The organism is Bradyrhizobium betae (assembly GCF_004123905.1).
Taxonomy (GTDB): domain Bacteria; phylum Pseudomonadota; class Alphaproteobacteria; order Rhizobiales; family Xanthobacteraceae; genus Bradyrhizobium; species Bradyrhizobium betae_A.
On sequence record NZ_MZXW01000026.1, the window covers coordinates 31857 to 46738 of the forward strand.

The 14882-nt window shown below is 65.0% G+C and carries 12 protein-coding genes; 9 read left to right on the plus strand and 3 right to left on the minus strand.

Translation table 11 applies throughout. The annotated features are described in order from the left end of the window. Positions 1 to 22 precede the first annotated feature (22 nt). Positions 23 to 2044 carry a YgiQ family radical SAM protein gene (locus tag B5V03_RS22935; RefSeq protein WP_129272662.1) on the minus strand — a complete coding sequence of 674 codons (2022 nt, stop codon included), beginning with the start codon at positions 2042 to 2044 and terminating at the stop codon, positions 23 to 25. Positions 2045 to 2342: 298 nt separating this feature from the next. On the opposite strand from B5V03_RS22935, the gene B5V03_RS22940 reads away from it, so the two are divergent. Both B5V03_RS22940 and B5V03_RS41590 read left to right on the plus strand, forming a co-directional pair. Beyond that, positions 2343 to 2633 carry a hypothetical protein gene (locus tag B5V03_RS22940; RefSeq protein ID WP_129272663.1) on the plus strand — a complete coding sequence of 97 codons (291 nt, stop codon included), beginning with the start codon at positions 2343 to 2345 and terminating at the stop codon, positions 2631 to 2633. 222 nt (positions 2634 to 2855) lie between these two features. Then, a complete protein-coding gene (locus tag B5V03_RS41590; RefSeq protein ID WP_164988212.1) occupies positions 2856 to 2996 on the plus strand; it encodes a hypothetical protein in 141 nt (46 codons plus the stop codon). A gap of 6 nt (positions 2997 to 3002) precedes the next feature. Here the strand turns inward: B5V03_RS41590 and B5V03_RS22945 are convergent, their stop codons facing one another. Both B5V03_RS22945 and B5V03_RS22950 read right to left on the minus strand, forming a co-directional pair. Further along, positions 3003 to 3683, minus strand: coding sequence for a GntR family transcriptional regulator (locus tag B5V03_RS22945; RefSeq protein WP_129272664.1), 681 nt, complete (start codon positions 3681 to 3683; stop codon positions 3003 to 3005). An 8-nt stretch (positions 3684 to 3691) separates the two neighbouring features. Next, entirely contained in the window at positions 3692 to 5104 is a 1413-nt protein-coding gene (locus tag B5V03_RS22950; RefSeq protein WP_129272665.1) for an FAD-binding oxidoreductase, read from the minus strand. 179 nt (positions 5105 to 5283) lie between these two features. Between B5V03_RS22950 and B5V03_RS22955 the strand changes: the two genes are divergently transcribed. From B5V03_RS22955 to B5V03_RS22985, 7 genes are all read left to right on the plus strand, one after another. Next, entirely contained in the window at positions 5284 to 6168 is an 885-nt protein-coding gene (locus tag B5V03_RS22955) for a dihydrodipicolinate synthase family protein (protein WP_164988222.1), read from the plus strand. A 203-nt stretch (positions 6169 to 6371) separates the two neighbouring features. Further along, the gene (locus B5V03_RS22960; RefSeq protein ID WP_129272667.1) at positions 6372 to 8714 is read left to right on the plus strand and encodes a TonB-dependent siderophore receptor; all 2343 of its coding nucleotides are present in this window, start codon (positions 6372 to 6374) and stop codon (positions 8712 to 8714) included. Between the two features lie 2 nt (positions 8715 to 8716). After that, positions 8717 to 9739 carry an extracellular solute-binding protein gene (locus B5V03_RS22965; RefSeq protein WP_129272668.1) on the plus strand — a complete coding sequence of 341 codons (1023 nt, stop codon included), beginning with the start codon at positions 8717 to 8719 and terminating at the stop codon, positions 9737 to 9739. Further along, on the plus strand, positions 9732 to 10925 hold the full coding sequence (locus tag B5V03_RS22970) for a PepSY-associated TM helix domain-containing protein (protein ID WP_129272669.1): 1194 nt from the start codon (positions 9732 to 9734) through the stop codon (positions 10923 to 10925). The genes B5V03_RS22965 and B5V03_RS22970 overlap by 8 nt, the downstream gene beginning before the upstream one ends. Before the next feature lie 73 nt (positions 10926 to 10998). Continuing rightward, on the plus strand, positions 10999 to 12231 hold the full coding sequence (locus B5V03_RS22975) for a rhodanese-like domain-containing protein (protein ID WP_164988216.1): 1233 nt from the start codon (positions 10999 to 11001) through the stop codon (positions 12229 to 12231). A gap of 275 nt (positions 12232 to 12506) precedes the next feature. Beyond that, positions 12507 to 13751, plus strand: coding sequence for a phosphoglycerate dehydrogenase (serA, locus tag B5V03_RS22980; RefSeq protein ID WP_129272671.1), 1245 nt, complete (start codon positions 12507 to 12509; stop codon positions 13749 to 13751). A gap of 110 nt (positions 13752 to 13861) precedes the next feature. Further along, positions 13862 to 14881 (plus strand): patatin-like phospholipase family protein, encoded by a 1020-nt coding sequence (locus B5V03_RS22985; RefSeq protein ID WP_164988217.1) that lies wholly within the window; start codon positions 13862 to 13864, stop codon positions 14879 to 14881. Position 14882 lies beyond the last annotated feature (1 nt).

Consider the following 14882-nt stretch of genomic DNA (forward strand, 5'->3'; position numbering starts at 1 on the left):
CGAAAGCGTCCGCTCTCGCCCGCTACTTCATCACCCGCAAGCCCTTGGTCGTAAACCGCTGCGTCTTGCCGCCCGGGCGAACTGGGCGCTTCGTGCCGGCGGCTTTGCCGGTGCCGGGCGGCTGGTGCGCCGGCACGAGCTGGTCGGGACGCGAGCCGATCAGGTCGCGGCGGCCCATCTCGATCAAGGCTTCGCGCAGCACCGGCCAATTGTCGGGGTCGTGATAACGCAAAAACGCCTTGTGCAGCCGTCGTTGACGAAGCCCCTTGATGGCCTCGACCTTGTCGCTGCCGCCGCGGCGCACGCCGCGCAGCGGGTTGACGCCGGTGTGGTACATCGCGGTCGCGGTCGCCATCGGCGAGGGCAGGAAGGTCTGCACTTGGTCGGCGCGATAGCGGTTCTTCTTGAGCCAGAGCGCGAGGTTCATCATGTCCTCGTCGGTCGTGCCCGGATGCGCCGCGATGAAATAGGGGATCAGGTAATATTTCTTGCCGGCCTGTTCGGCCGCGGCGTCGAACATCCTCTTGAACTTGTTGTAGGCGCCGATGCCCGGCTTCATCATCTTGTCGAGGGGCCCGCGCTCGGTGTGTTCGGGCGCGATCTTCAGATAACCGCCGACGTGATGGGTGACGAGCTCCTTGATGTATTCGGGGCTTTCGACCGCGAGGTCGTAGCGCACACCCGAGGCAACCATCACCTTCTTGATGCCCTTGGTCTCGCGCACCTTGCGATAGAGCCGGATCAGATCGTCATGCGAGGTGTTGAGGTTTGGACAGATCTCCGGGAAGACGCAGGACGGCCGGCGGCATGCGGCCTCGACCTTCGGGTCCTTGCACGCCATCCGGTACATGTTGGCGGTGGGGCCGCCGATGTCGGAGATGACGCCGGTGAAGCCCGGCGTCTTGTCGCGGATCTTTTCGATCTCGCGCAGAATAGAACCCTCGGAGCGGTTCTGGATGATGCGGCCCTCGTGCTCGGTGATCGAGCAGAAGGTGCAGCCGCCAAAGCAGCCGCGCATGATCGTCACCGAGAATTTGATCATGTCCCAGGCGGGGATTTTGGCTTCGCCGTAGGACGGATGCGGAGCGCGCGCATAGGGGAGGTCGTAGACCGCGTCCATCTCGTCGCTGGTCAGCGGGATCGGCGGCGGGTTGAGCCAGAGATCGCGGTCGCCGTGACGCTGCACCAGCGGCCGCGCATTGCCGGGATTGCTCTCACGGTGCAGCACGCGTGACGCGCGGGCATAGGCTTCCTTGTCCTGCTCGACCTGCTCCAGCGCCGGCAGCCGGATCACGGTCGCGCCCTTCTGGCGCGTTGCGCCCTCGTCAGCGGAATCGAGATCGTCGGCGTGCAGCTCGGCATAGTCCTCGGGCACGCGGCGAAACAGCGCGACGCCCCTGATGTCGTCGAGCGAGCGCGGCGCTTCGCCGGCGGCGAGCCGCTGCGCCACCTCGACCACGGCGCGCTCGGCATTGCCGTAGAGCAGCAGGTCGGCCTTGGCGTCGGCCAGCACCGAGCGGCGCACCTTGTCGGACCAATAGTCGTAATGGGCGATCCGGCGCAGCGACGCCTCGATGCCGCCAAGCACGATCGGCACATCCTTGAACGCCTCGCGGCAGCGCTGGGCATAGACGACGGTGCAGCGGTCGGGCCGCTTGCCGCCTTCGCCGCCGGCCGTATAGGCATCGTCGCTGCGGATGCGGCGGTCCGCGGTGTAGCGGTTCACCATGGAATCCATGTTGCCGCCGGTGACGCCGAAGAACACTTTTGGCTTGCCCAGCACCTTGAACGGATTGGCCGAATGCCAGTCGGGCTGGGAGATGATGCCGACCCGAAAGCCTTGCGCCTCCAGCAGCCGGCCGATGATCGCCATGCCGAAACTCGGATGGTCGACATAGGCATCGCCCGTCACCAGCACGATGTCGCAGGCATCCCACCCGAGCGCGTCCATCTCGGCGCGGCTCATCGGCAGGAACGGCGCCGGCTTGCGCGGCCGGGCCTGGGCCATCAGGGGCTTTTCGGCAGTGATGATCTGGGTGTCCATGGGGCATACGCATAGGACTCCGCGCCCCCGAATACAACCGACGGGTACGTGAAGAATCGCGGTTCCGCGGCCGGCAATCGGGCGCGCGCGGGCTCGTTAACCGTTCGCGAGCGCCCGCGCGGGCGATCAGCGGCGTGACGTCGACGCCGAGGCCGGAGACCATCCAAGGCGCGGTAGCCGCTTCCTCCTCGGCCAGCGTGACCAGCGCCGCAAGGCCAGCGGCATCGGTGTGTGAGGCCGTCCACATACCGGCGGGCTGAGCCGCGTCATCCTCCCGACAGTATCAAGGGAGAGATCCATGTTTTTTCTGATCGATGCGCTGCTGATCCTGGCGATGTTGTTTTTCCTGTTCCTGCCGATCTCCGATCGCAGGACGGTGCAGATGCGGCTCTGCATGGTCTGCGCGCTGTTGGCGGTGTTCTCGGTTTCCGTCACTCGCACGCATGTCGTGCCGGTGTTGCTCGCGAGCATCGCCTCGCCCCCCGGAGCAGTGCGGGTACCGCATATGCATTTCAGCGATCCGTCTTCCGGATTCTCACCGCGGGCCGCTTCGGATATCCGATTGCTCCACGGGCAGGGAAATTTCTGATGGCGGTCCTGACGCGCAACGTTCTCGCTGCAACCAGTTCCATCAGCTCAGGTTCATTTGCAGGAACCATCCGCGCCCGCGAACATTCTGACTTGAGGCAGCGGCGCGAGCTCGCTCGCGCGCGCCTCGGCAATCCCGGCGTCAGTGCCCGCAGCCGGATTTTTGCCTCGATGCGCGCTTCGGGGCGATGGGGGACTTGTGAGTACAGTCATAGAGAACTTGTTGGCTCGAAAGCAGAAGCTCGTCGAGCAACTCGAGAAGGCGCAGGCCGTGGAAGATCGCGACAGGATCGAGCACCAGCTCGAGCAGATCAACACCGCGCTGGATTTTCTGGACCGACCGGAATCGAGGGACGCGCGGTAGACGCGCTCAAGCCAGCTTCAGCGCCTCGATGTTCAAGGCTTTGGCATAGGCCACGCCCGAATTGGTGATGTGCGTGGTCATCAGCGCCTCGTAGGCCGCAAGCTCGCCACGCGCGAACAGATCGAGCAGCTTGCGATGCTCGTCGAAGGACGTGCGGGTCCGCACGTCGATCGGCGAGGTCAGATTGGTGCGAAGCGCACCGACGCGGCCCGAGACGAGCTGGTAGGATTCGATGAGATAATTGTTGCCGCAATGAGCGAAAAGTCCTTCGTGGAACGCGGCATCGGCCCGGCCATAGGCGATGTTGTCCTTTGCTGCGACCGCCGGCTCCATCGCGGAGATCGCCTCGCTCATCGTCACGAGCGCGCCATCACGATCGTGGCGGAAGGCAAGCTCGGCAGCCTTGGGTTCGAGCGCGATGCGGAACGTGCAGAGTGCGTTGATGTCTTCCGCACTCGGCGTAAAGACAAAGCTGCCGACCTGCGGGCGGATCACCACGAGGCCTTGCGCCTGCAACTGGCCCATCGCCTCGCGCACCGGCGTGCGGCTGACGCCGAAGGAGTTCGCCACCATCTCCTCGGAGATCGCAGCGCCCAGCGCGAACTCGCCGTCGATGATAGCCTGGCGCAGCCGCAGCATCACCCGCTGCGACAGCGATTTCGGCGTATCGAGCTTCAGCGAGCGCATCTGCTCTCTCAGATCACCTTGCCGGGATTGAGCAGATGGTCGGGATCGAGTGCGGCCTTCAGCGTCCGCATCAGCGCGATTTCGGATTCGCTCCTGGCATGGCCCAGCCACTTCTTCTTCAAGGTGCCGATGCCGTGCTCGGCGGAAACGCTGCCGCCCATCTCGCGCACGAGACCATAGATGATCGCGTCCATCTCTTCCTTCGGTTGCTGCTCGACCGAAAGACCGGTGACCCAGGAGACGAGATGCAGATTACCGTCACCGATATGGCCGTAATAGACGCTCTCGCAGCCCTTGATGCCGGAGGCCAAGGCGGCCTTGCAGCGCGTGGCGAACTCGTCCATGCGCGCCACTGCGAGGCCGATGTCGTAGGAGATGTGCGGGCCCAGCACCTGGCCGAACTCGGCGCAGATGTCACGCACGCGCCAGAACGCCTGTGTCTGCGCCAGCGATTGCGCCACGGCGGCGTCTACGAGTAGTCCGCGCTCCATCAGCTCTTCGAGCCAGGTCTGGAAGCGCGGCGCGTCCACGCTCTCGTCGGTGCCTTGCGCTTCCACCAGCACGTAGAGACCGTGGCCTGCGGTGACCGGCGGCTTCACGCCGGCGCGATTCGTGATCACGTCCCAATAATCCGGCCACATCACCTCGAAGGCCGACAGCAACGGTCCGAGCCCGCTGCGCGCGGCCCCGAGCAAGTCGATCACCGCGGCATAATCCTTCAGCGCGCAGAGCGCCGCCATGGTCGAGCGTGGCTTCGGAAACAGCTTCAGCACGATTCGGGTGATGATGCCGAGCGTGCCTTCCGAGCCGATGAAGAGATGCTTCAGGTCGTAGCCGGCATTGTTCTTCATCAGCTTGTTGAGGCTGGTGATGATGGTGCCGTCGGGCAGCACCACCTCCAGGCCAAGCACCAATTCGCGCGTCATGCCGTAGCGGATCACGCGGTTGCCGCCGGCATTGGTGGAGAGATTGCCGCCGATCGCACACGAGCCGCGCGAGCCGAGGTCGAGCGGAAAGAAGAAGCCGGCCTCGTCCGCGGCCTTCTGGATCGTCTCCAGCGGCGTGCCAGATTTGACCGTCATCGTCATCGACGCGCGATCGATCTCCTCGATGCCGGTCATGCGCTCCAGCGAGATCGCGACCCAGCCGGCTTCAGGCGATGCGCCGCGGCACAGCCCGGTCAATCCGCCCTGCGGCACGAAAGGCAGACGCGCCTGCCGACATGTCAAAATCGCATCGGCAACGCCTTGCGCATCGAGCGGACGGATCACCGCCCGCGGCGTCTGCGGCAGGCTCGCGCTCCAGTCGTTGCAATTGCGCGCCGGCACCTCGCTGCCAACAAGCACGGCGGCAGCTCCAAGCTTGTCGCGCAACGCGCCGAGCAATTGGTCGGGACGCTCAATGGCGGTCACCATGTTCATGCGAGACCTCCTGCTGGATTCGGCTGCGCCTCATCCGTGCCGTGACGGTGGAAAGGATTTGCGTCCCTCTTGTATGTAAGGTACAAGATGAAAAGTAAAGCAAAAACAACGACTCGGGCGGCCCTCAAGATCGTTGAGGATCAGAGGCTTAGTCCGAGGTCGCAGCAGAGGGCGGTATGATGACGGAGGCAATTCGCGGGTTCTGGGTGGCGTCGGCAACGCCGCTGGCGACGGACGGCAGCGTGGACTCCGCAAAGCTCGCCGCTCACGCCAGGCAGCTCTTCAGCAAAGGCGTCGGTGGCGTCGTGCTGTTCGGCACCACCGGCGAGGGCACCTCGTTCAACGTCGCCGAGCGTATCGCGACCATCGAGGCCGTGCTCAAGGCCGGTGTTGCGCCGGAGCGGATCGGCATCGGCGGCGGCTTCCCCGCCATCAGCGACAGCATCGCGCTGACGCGCGCCGTGCTCGACCTCGGGCTGCGTCACCTGCTGTATCTGCCGCCTTACTTCGATCGCAGTGTCACGCCCGAAGGGATTGAAGACGCCTTTGCTGCCATCATCGACGGCGTCGCCGACGATCGCCTGCGTGCCTATCTCTATCATATCCCGCAGGTCTCGGGCGTTGCGATCCCGACCAGTGTCGCCGCGAATCTGCGCAAGCGTTACGGCAAGGTGGTTGCGGGCCTGAAGGACTCCAGCGGCGACTTCAAGCAGTTCCAGGCGTTCCGTGCAGCTAGCCCCGAGCTCGCCATCACCGTCGGCAACGAAACCGACATCGCCCGCGCGATTGCCGGCGGCGGCGCCGGCACGATCTGCGGCATGGCCAATATCGCGCCGGAGCTGGTCAAGGCCATGATCGACGGCAAGGACGTCGAAGCGCGAATGCAGGCTGCGGTCGATATTGTCGTGAAATCGCCTTCCTTCCTCGTGACGCTGAAGGCCATTTTGGCGGCGCAGACCGGCGATGCTGCGTGGCTGCGCGTGCGTCCGCCGCTGCGGGCATTGTCTGACGGCGCTGCATTCAAGGCCAAGCTGGACGAGCTGACCACTCCCGCCATCGCGTGAGATCGTGAAGTTCCGCGACACGTTGCCGCAAATTCGCGTGCAGCGTGTCGTGATCGGCCACGCCCGCAATTCGTAATTGCTGCCTAGCTCCGGTCTGACTTTAGAACGATTCAACACTAGAGCGATTCAACGTCTCCCACGGTTCTCTTCGCGCACAGCGGCTGTTACAGGCCCACGCTTCAACGTTCTTGACTTGAAGTGGAATGAAAGTGCGTGCCCATCTGGATGGCCAGCGTGTCCGCGGCCGTCGTCATCGTGCCGGCAGGAGCCGCGCAGGTCTTCTTATTGGCGCAGCGGTGCTGCTCGCCGATTACCCCTCCAACACGACGAGCGCACTGGCGCAATCGGCGCTGCCGCCGGTAGCGGTCGAAGCACCCGCGCAACGGCCCAAGCCGGCACGCGCGTCGGAACAGGCTCCGCGGCGCGCGCAGGCCGCAGTGCGCCGACAGCCCAATCGCAATCCGGCAGCTGTCGTGCCGACGCTCTCGGAGCGCGCAGCCGCTGCGGCCGCCGCACAGCAAGCCGCCAAGCTCGGCTACCGTGCGATGCCGAGCTCGACCACGCTGCGCAGTGGCGCCTCGCCGCTCGACACGTCTCAGTCCGTCAACGTCGTGCCCGAGCAGGTGCTGAAGGACCAGCTTCCGCGCAACATCGACGACGCGCTGGTCAACATCAGCGGCATCACCCAGACCAATACGCTCGCCGGCACCCAGGACGCGGTGATCCGCCGCGGCTTTGGCGATAACCGCGATGGCTCGATCATGCGCAACGGCATGCCGCTGGTGCAGGGCCGCAGCCTGAATGCCGCGGTCGAGAGCGTCGAGGTGCTGAAAGGCCCGGCCTCGCTGCTCTATGGCATCATGGATCCCGGCGGCATCGTCAACACCATCAGCAAGCGCCCGGAGCTCTACCAGCACGGCTCGGTGACGCTGCTCGGCTCGACCTTCGCCAACAATCGCAGTGGCGCCGACGGCACGCTCGACATCACCGGTCCGATCGGCGACGGTGGCCTTGCCTATCGTTTCGTCAGCTATGGCGTCAGCGAGGACTATTGGCGCAATTTCGGCCGGCACCGGGAAATGCTGGTGAATCCGTCACTGGCCTGGTACGGCGACACCACGACGGTCCAGCTCACCTATGAGCACCGCGAATTCATCTATCCGTTTGACCGCGGCACGGCTTTCGTCGACGGCGCGCCGCTGGCGATCCCGAAGACGCGCCGGCTCGACGAGCCCTTCAACAACATGTGGGGCACCTCGGACCTGGTGCAGGCCTCGGTCGAGCAGAAGCTCGACGACAATTGGAAGGTCACGGCGGCCTACAGCTACAACACCGAGACCTACAGCGCCAACCAGCTGCGCATCACCAGCGTCGACGCCAAGACCGGCGTCGAGAAACGCAGCAACGACGGCACCCAGAACTCGCTGAGCAACGCCAGCTACGGCACTTCCTATCTGCAAGGTGACGTCTGGGTGGGCGGCTTCCGCAACGAGATCCTGTTCGGCGGCGAGGCGCTGTACCGCACCATCGATCGCCGCGACCTGATCCGCCAGGCGACCGCGAACTTCAATTTCTACAACCCGGTCTACGGGCTGGTCACACCGGGCACGACCGTTTCTGCCGTCGACAGCGAGCAGACTGATTTGCTCGGCACCCGTGGCTTCTTCGCCCAGGACACGTTCCACCTGACCAACTGGCTCTCCGTGGTCGGCGGCGTGCGCTGGATGGAATATGAGCAATTGGCCGGAAAAGGCCGGCCCAAATTCATCACCAACACCGATCTGGCGGGCGACAAGGTGCTGCCGCTCGGCGGCGTCATCGTCAAGCTGAACGATCAGCTCTCTTATTACGTGAGCTATACGCAGTCGCTGAAACCGACGTCGACCATCGCGCCTTTCTCCGGTGCTCCCACCGGCTTCGTCGTCGACTCCACCATTGCGCCCGAAGAGGGAACTCAGTGGGAGACCGGCCTGAAGTTCGATGTCAACAAGCGGTTGTCGGGTACTTTGGCGATCTACGATATCGAGAAGAAGAACGTGCTGGTCCGCGACGACCTTGGCAACAATAACATCGTGGTACGGACGTCCGCGAAGGCGCGGTCGCGCGGCGTCGAATTGGATGTGACGGGCAAGCTGACCGACGATTGGAGCATGATCGGGAGCTATGGCTATACCGACGCGCGCCTGGAGGGCGATCCCATCAACGGCGACGCAAAACTGCTGAACGCCGCGATGAACACGGGCTCGCTTTATCTCGTCTACGATTTCGGTGACCGGCTGCCTGGACGTCTGCGGCTCGGCGGCGGCGCGCATTACGTCGGCGACCGGCCGGGCGATTCAGCCAACACGTTCTTTCTGCCAGCTTATACCGTCGCGGACGTCTTTGCGACCTACGACACCAAGATCGACAAGCTGCCGGTGACCTATCAGTTCAACGTCAAGAACCTGTTCGACAAAGTCTACTATACGTCGACCACTGGAAGCGCCTTGGCCGTCGCCATCGGTGATGCGCGACGCTTCTCGCTGTCGGCAACGGTGAAGTTCTAGCGATGGCAGCGCGGCACAGAGCCATCGCGGTGCTGTTCGCGCTGGCGTCTGCCTGCACGGCGGCTGCGGGCCGCGCCGAGGAGATTACGCTCTATTCGACCCGGGAGGCGGCTCTGGTCGCGCCTGCCGTTGCGGCTTTCACGGCAGCCAGCGGCATCAAGGTGAAGATCGTCTTCATCGAGGACAGCCTGGTCAAGCGGCTCGTATCGGAAGGCGCGGCGTCGCCGGCCGACGTGCTTGTGACGATCGGCCTCGACAAGACCACGCAGCTTGCCGGCCGCGGCCTGACCCAGGCCTTCTCCTCGTCGCGTATCGAACAGGCCGTGCCGGAAAACCTGCGCGGCAATGGCGGGCAATGGATCGCGCTCGCCGCCCGCCCGCGCGTCGCATTTGCGCGCAAGGACAGCGCACTTGCCGCGATCGATTACAAAGATCTGGCCGATCCGCAATGGCGCGGCAAATTGTGCATGCGCTCGCCGCTGCACCAGAACAATGTCGCCTTGGTCGCGGCCTATCTCGCCCATCACGGCGAAGCGGCGACGGAAGCCTGGCTTTCCGGCCTGAAGGCCAATCTCGCCCATAAGCCCGACGGCAAGGACAACGACGTGATCCGCGAGATCGCGCAAGGGGCTTGCGAGATCGGCATCGGCAACACCGTGGCGCTGGCGCAATTGCGCGACGGACGGGAGGGCGCCGACTGGCGCGCTTGGGCGATGGAGGTCCGGGCTGTTCCGGCCGCATTCAAGGGTGGCGGCGCGCATGTGAACCTCACCGGTGCGGCGATCGCGAAGCACGCGCCACATCCGGAGGCCGCGCGAAAACTGATCGAGTTCCTGGTCACGCCCACCGGGCAACGGCTCTTTGCCACAGCCGAGATGGAATATCCCGTGGTCGCGTTGGCGGAACGAGCGCCCATCGTTGTCGAGATTGGATCATTCAATGCCGATGCGCTGCCGATCGATCAGATCGCCGCGCATCAGCAAGCCGCGATCGCCCTCATCAAGAAGGTTGGTTTCGATGAGTAGGCTCGGTCACGACATCAAGGCCGCCCTGCACCAGATCCATTCCATTGCAGGCCTTGTGCTGGCGTTGCTGCTGTCTCTGATCGCGCTGACCGGCGCGATCATGAGTTTCGAGGACGAGATCGTCGACCATCTCAACGCGGACATTATGCACGTCGCGCCGCGTACCGTGCCGGCGTTGATGCCGGACGAGCTGGTGGCCCGGCTGAAGGCCGCGCAGGACCTCGGCAAAGTCTCGGCCGTCACGCTATCGAGCGATCCGTCCGCGGCGGTGCGTGTCCGCTTCGCCCGCGACGAGCAGGGCGCGCGGCCGGCGTCGCTCTATGTCGACCCCTATGATGCGCACGTGCTGGGCGCGCCGCGTGGCGAAGAATTTTTCGCGACCGTTCGCAGGCTGCATCGCTGGTTGCTGATCCCCGGAGATGCCAAGGGCTGGGGCCGCCAGATCACCGGCGTCGCCGCGCTCGGCCTGATCGTGATGCTGATCTCAGGCCTCGTGCTGCGCTGGCCACGCCGCGCCGGCAGCGTGAAGATGTGGTTGAAGCCGAATTTCGGGCTCGGTGGCCGTGCGCTGCATCGCTCTCTGCACGCCGTCATCGGCACCTGGGTGCTCCCGGTCTATCTGGTGATGACGCTGACCGGGCTGTGGTACTCGTTCGACTGGTACAAGGATGGCGTCGTCTGGCTGCTGTCGCGTCCGGAAGTCGCCGAAGCAAAAATGCAGCCCAAGATGTCTGCAAAGGCGGCGCGCGCGGCCGGCCGTGCCGAGCCGGCCCCGGCGATCGGATTCGATCAGGCATGGACGACGTTCCGGCGGGACGAGGGAGACCACTTCTCCAGGGCCTTGTTTACGCTACCGGCCGGCCCGGGCACATTGATACGGATCCGGTCGTGGGGGAAGGACTCCACACTCGACACCACGCGCGACGAATTCCGAATCGATGCCGTCACAGGTCAGGTGATCTCGGCAGAGCGCTACGCCGACAAGACGCTCGGCGAGAAGATCATCGCAAACGTGCTCGACATCCATCGCGGTGCGTTCCTGGGCTGGCCCGGAAAGCTCGCGTTCATGATCGCCGCAGCGCTGATGCCGCTGTTCGCGGTAACAGGCATTTTGCTTTATCTCTCGCGCCGCAGAGTGCGACGTCCGGCGCAGCCATCGTTGGGGCGCCTCGTTCCGGGCGAGTGAGCGGACGCTAAGGCTAGCCAAGGCCGCCGCAATCGTTCAAAAGCCCATGGCTGTCATTACCAGGGTTCACGCCATGAAGCTTCGGTCCGTCACCCCCGCCGATATCCGCCGCGCGCTGCTACTGGGCGAGGAGATCGCGCTGCTCGATCTCCGATACGAGGCCGCCTTCGCCACCGGCCATCCCCTGTTCGCCGCCAATATGGCCGCGGACCGGATTGCTGTTGAGGCCGAGGTGAGGCTGCCGCGCAAGGACGTGGCGATCGTGCTCTATGATGACGGGGAAGGTCTCGTCGCCGCGGGTGCGGAGCGGCTCGCGGCGCTCGGCTATACCAATGTGAGCGCACTCGACGGCGGGCTGAAAACCTGGCGCGATGCCGGCTATCAGATGTTCGAGGACGTCAATTCCTACTCCAAGGCCTTTGGCGAGCTGGTCGAGTCGCGCCGCCACACACCCTCGTTCAGCGCCGATGAGGTGGCAAAACTGATCGCGGACAAGGCCAACATCGCCATTCTCGATGCCCGCCGCTTCGACGAATACGCCACCATGAACATTCCGGGCTCGGTCAGCGTGCCCGGCGCGGAGCTGGTGCTGCGGGCGGGGCAGGCCGCGCCAGATCCTGAGACCACCATCATCGTCAATTGCGCCGGTCGCACGCGCTCGATCATCGGCACGCAGTCGCTGATCAATGCCGGCGTGCCCAACAAGGTGCGGGCGCTGCGCAACGGCACCATTGGCTGGACGCTGGCGCGGCACACGCTCAACCACGGTGCTGACCGGCGTGGCGCGATCGGGCCGTTCGACGGCGGCCCGGCCAATGCCCGCGACGTCGCCTATCGCGCCGGCGTCCGCCATATCGGCGCAAGCGAGACGGCTGCGCTTGTCGCGCGGACCGATCGCACGCTCTACCGTTTCGACGTGCGCGATGCGGAAGAATATGCGGCCGGCCATCTCCCGGGCTTCCGCCACTATCCTGGCGGCCAGCTCGTGCAGGAGACCGACATGGCCGCTCCGGTGCGCGGCGCGCGCATCCTGCTGACCGACGACAAGGGCGTTCGGGCGGATATGACGGCATCATGGCTGGCGCAGATGGGCTGGGAGGTCTATGTGCGCGAGGGCGGCTATGACGGCGCGCTCGAGATCGGTCCGCCACGCGTGTTGCCCAAGCCCGACCCGGCCCACCGCTACCGCCGGCCCTATGAGGGCACTGATGTCGCCGAACGCGCGATGCAGGCCTATCTCGATTGGGAGTATGGCCTCGTCGAGCAGCTTCGGCTTGACGGCACGCACGGGTTTTACGTGATTTGATCCCGTCACCCTGAGGTGGCCGCTTCTTCAGCGGCCCTCGAAGGGCGACGGCCCGGCTGGGGCCCTGCATCCTTCGAGGCTCCCCCTGCGGTGCTCTGCACCGCATGGCTCGCACCTCAGGATGACGGAACGGCTGCTGCGAGCGTGGATGAGAGGTCTGGGATACCAGGCAGGTCTAATCCGTCCGCCATCTTCTCCCCGTATCCAAGCCCTATTGTGCTGCGCACCGTCCGCGGTTTATGAGCTGCGGCAAAGCCGTCACCGCAGGAGATTCTATGCCAGCCCCAGGCCAAAGCCCTGAGCGGAGCGCGAAGGCGCTGCTGCTGGAAGGCGTCAATGACAGCGCCGTGGACCTGTTCCGGAGCGCAGGCTTCACCAATGTCGAGCGGCTGACCAAGGCGCTCGACGGCGAGGATCTGCGCCGGGCGCTCAAGGGGGTGTCGCTGCTCGGCATCCGCTCGCGCACCCAGATTACCGACGAGGTGCTCGAAGCCGCCGATGGGCTGCTCGCGGTCGGCTGCTTCAGCGTGGGCACCAATCAGGTCGATCTCATGGCCGCGCGCAAGCGCGGCATTCCCGTGTTCAACGCGCCGTTCTCCAACACGCGCAGCGTCGCCGAGCTCGTGATCGGCGAGATCGTCATGTTGCTGCGGCAGATCTTTCCGCGCTCGGTGTCCGCCCATGACGGCGGTTGGGACAAGTCCGCGGCCGGCAGCCGCGAGGTGCGCGGCCGCACCCTCGGCATCGTCGGCTACGGCAATATCGGCTCGCAGCTCTCGACGCTCGCCGAAGCCATGGGCATGCGCGTGATCTATTACGACCGCACCGACAAGCTCCGCCACGGCAATACCGAACCGGTCGAGAAGCTCGACGAACTGCTGGCGCAGAGCGACGTCGTCAGCCTGCACGTGCCGGAGACGCCGGAGACCGCAGGCATGATCGGCGAGAAGGAGCTGCGGACGATGAAGCCGGGCTCGTTCTTCATCAACAACAGCCGCGGAACCGTGGTCGATCTCGATGCGCTCGCGAGCGCTTTGCGCGACGGCCACATCGCCGGTGCGGCGATCGACGTCTTCCCGGTCGAGCCGTCCTCGAATGCGGAGCGCTTCAAGAGCCCGGTGCAGGGCCTCAACAACGTCATCCTCACGCCGCATGTCGGCGGCTCGACCGAGGAGGCGCAAGAGCGCATCGGCGGGGAAGTCGCGCGAAAACTGGTCGACTATTTCATCACGGGATCGACCATGGGCGCGGTGAATTTCCCGGAGGTGCAGCTGCATCTGCGGCCCGCCGGCGCGCGCTTCAGCCATGTCCATCGCAATGTGCCGGGCATGCTGCGGCGGCTGAACGAAGTGTTCCTCCAGCGCGACATCAACATCGTCGCGCAATATCTGGAGACCGCGGGCGATCTCGGCTACGTCGTGCTCGACGCTGATCTCGCGGGCCAGGATTCGGCGACGCTGCTCGCGCAGATCCGCGCCCTCGACGGCACGGTCGGCGCACGGCTGGTATTCGAGCACTAAACGGGCCCACGTCCCGGTTGCATTCTGCGACCAATGCTCCCACACTGCGGTCGAATTCGACATGTTCCACATCATGTCGGATTTGAGCTTCAGTTGCGTGAGTGCCGCCCATGGAACGGGACGCCGTACTGATCGATCTCGCGCTTCAAGGCGGCGGTTCGCACGGCGCCTTCACCTGGGGCGTGCTTGATCGCCTGCTGGAGGAGAAGTGGCTCACCATCGCCGCGATCTCCGGAACGTCCGCAGGTGCAATGAATGCGGCGGTGCTCGCAGATGGATGGATCGCCGGCGGCGCCGAGGGCGCGCGCGACGCACTTGAAAAATACTGGCGGCGCGTCTCGAAGGCCGCGGCCTTCAGCCCACTCCAGCGCTCGCCGCTCGACCGGCTGATGGGGCGCTGGACGCTCGATACGTCGCCCTTCTACATCCTCACCGACCTGATGTCGCGGGTGCTGTCGCCCTACGATCTCAATCCCACCGGCTACAATCCGTTGCGCGCGGTGCTGGCCGAGAGCATCAATTTCGAACGGCTGGCGGGCTCGCCCATCAAGCTGTTCATCACCGCGACGCGGGTGCGCACGGGGCGCGGACGGATCTTCCGCAACGCCGAGATCACCGCCGATGTGCTGCTGGCATCGGCCTGCCTGCCGACCATGTTCCGCGCGGTCGAGATCGAGGGCGAACCCTATTGGGACGGCGGCTTCGCCGGTAACCCGACGATCACACCGCTGGTGCGCGAGAGCGACGCACACGACACCATCCTGGTGCAGATCAATCCGACTGAAACGTTCGAACCGCCGAGGACGGCTGCGGAGATCCTCAATCGGTTGAACGAGATTTCCTTCAATTCGCCGCTGATGAAGGAGCTGCGCATGATCGCGCTGCTGCGCCAGGCCGCGGATCCCGGCAGCGGCGAGGGTGCGCGCTGGGCCAAGATGCGGACTCATCGCGTCAAGAGCGACATGCTGGCGAAGTTCGGCGCATCATCGAAGCTCAACGCCGAATGGGAATTTGTTTCGATGCTGCGCGCCGAAGGGCGTCAGGCGGCGCAGGCGTTTCTCGACGCGCATGGCAACGACGTCGGCCAGCGCTCGACCGCCGATCTCGACGTGCTCCTGGCGGAGTGCTGAG

Bases quoted from the DNA above. Each gene is read 5' to 3' on its own strand.
- B5V03_RS22935 (WP_129272662.1), bottom strand. From the start codon at position 2,044: ATGGACACCCAGATCATCACTGCCGAAAAGCCCCTGATGGCCCAGGCC.
- B5V03_RS22940 (WP_129272663.1), top strand. From the start codon at position 2,343: ATGTTTTTTCTGATCGATGCGCTGCTGATCCTGGCGATGTTGTTTTTC.
- B5V03_RS22945 (WP_129272664.1), bottom strand. From the start codon at position 3,683: ATGCGCTCGCTGAAGCTCGATACGCCGAAATCGCTGTCGCAGCGGGTG.
- B5V03_RS22950 (WP_129272665.1), bottom strand. From the start codon at position 5,104: ATGAACATGGTGACCGCCATTGAGCGTCCCGACCAATTGCTCGGCGCG.
- B5V03_RS22955 (WP_164988222.1), top strand. From the start codon at position 5,284: ATGACGGAGGCAATTCGCGGGTTCTGGGTGGCGTCGGCAACGCCGCTG.
- B5V03_RS22960 (WP_129272667.1), top strand. From the start codon at position 6,372: ATGAAAGTGCGTGCCCATCTGGATGGCCAGCGTGTCCGCGGCCGTCGT.
- B5V03_RS22965 (WP_129272668.1), top strand. From the start codon at position 8,717: ATGGCAGCGCGGCACAGAGCCATCGCGGTGCTGTTCGCGCTGGCGTCT.
- B5V03_RS22970 (WP_129272669.1), top strand. From the start codon at position 9,732: ATGAGTAGGCTCGGTCACGACATCAAGGCCGCCCTGCACCAGATCCAT.
- B5V03_RS22975 (WP_164988216.1), top strand. From the start codon at position 10,999: ATGAAGCTTCGGTCCGTCACCCCCGCCGATATCCGCCGCGCGCTGCTA.
- serA (WP_129272671.1), top strand. From the start codon at position 12,507: ATGCCAGCCCCAGGCCAAAGCCCTGAGCGGAGCGCGAAGGCGCTGCTG.
- B5V03_RS22985 (WP_164988217.1), top strand. From the start codon at position 13,862: ATGGAACGGGACGCCGTACTGATCGATCTCGCGCTTCAAGGCGGCGGT.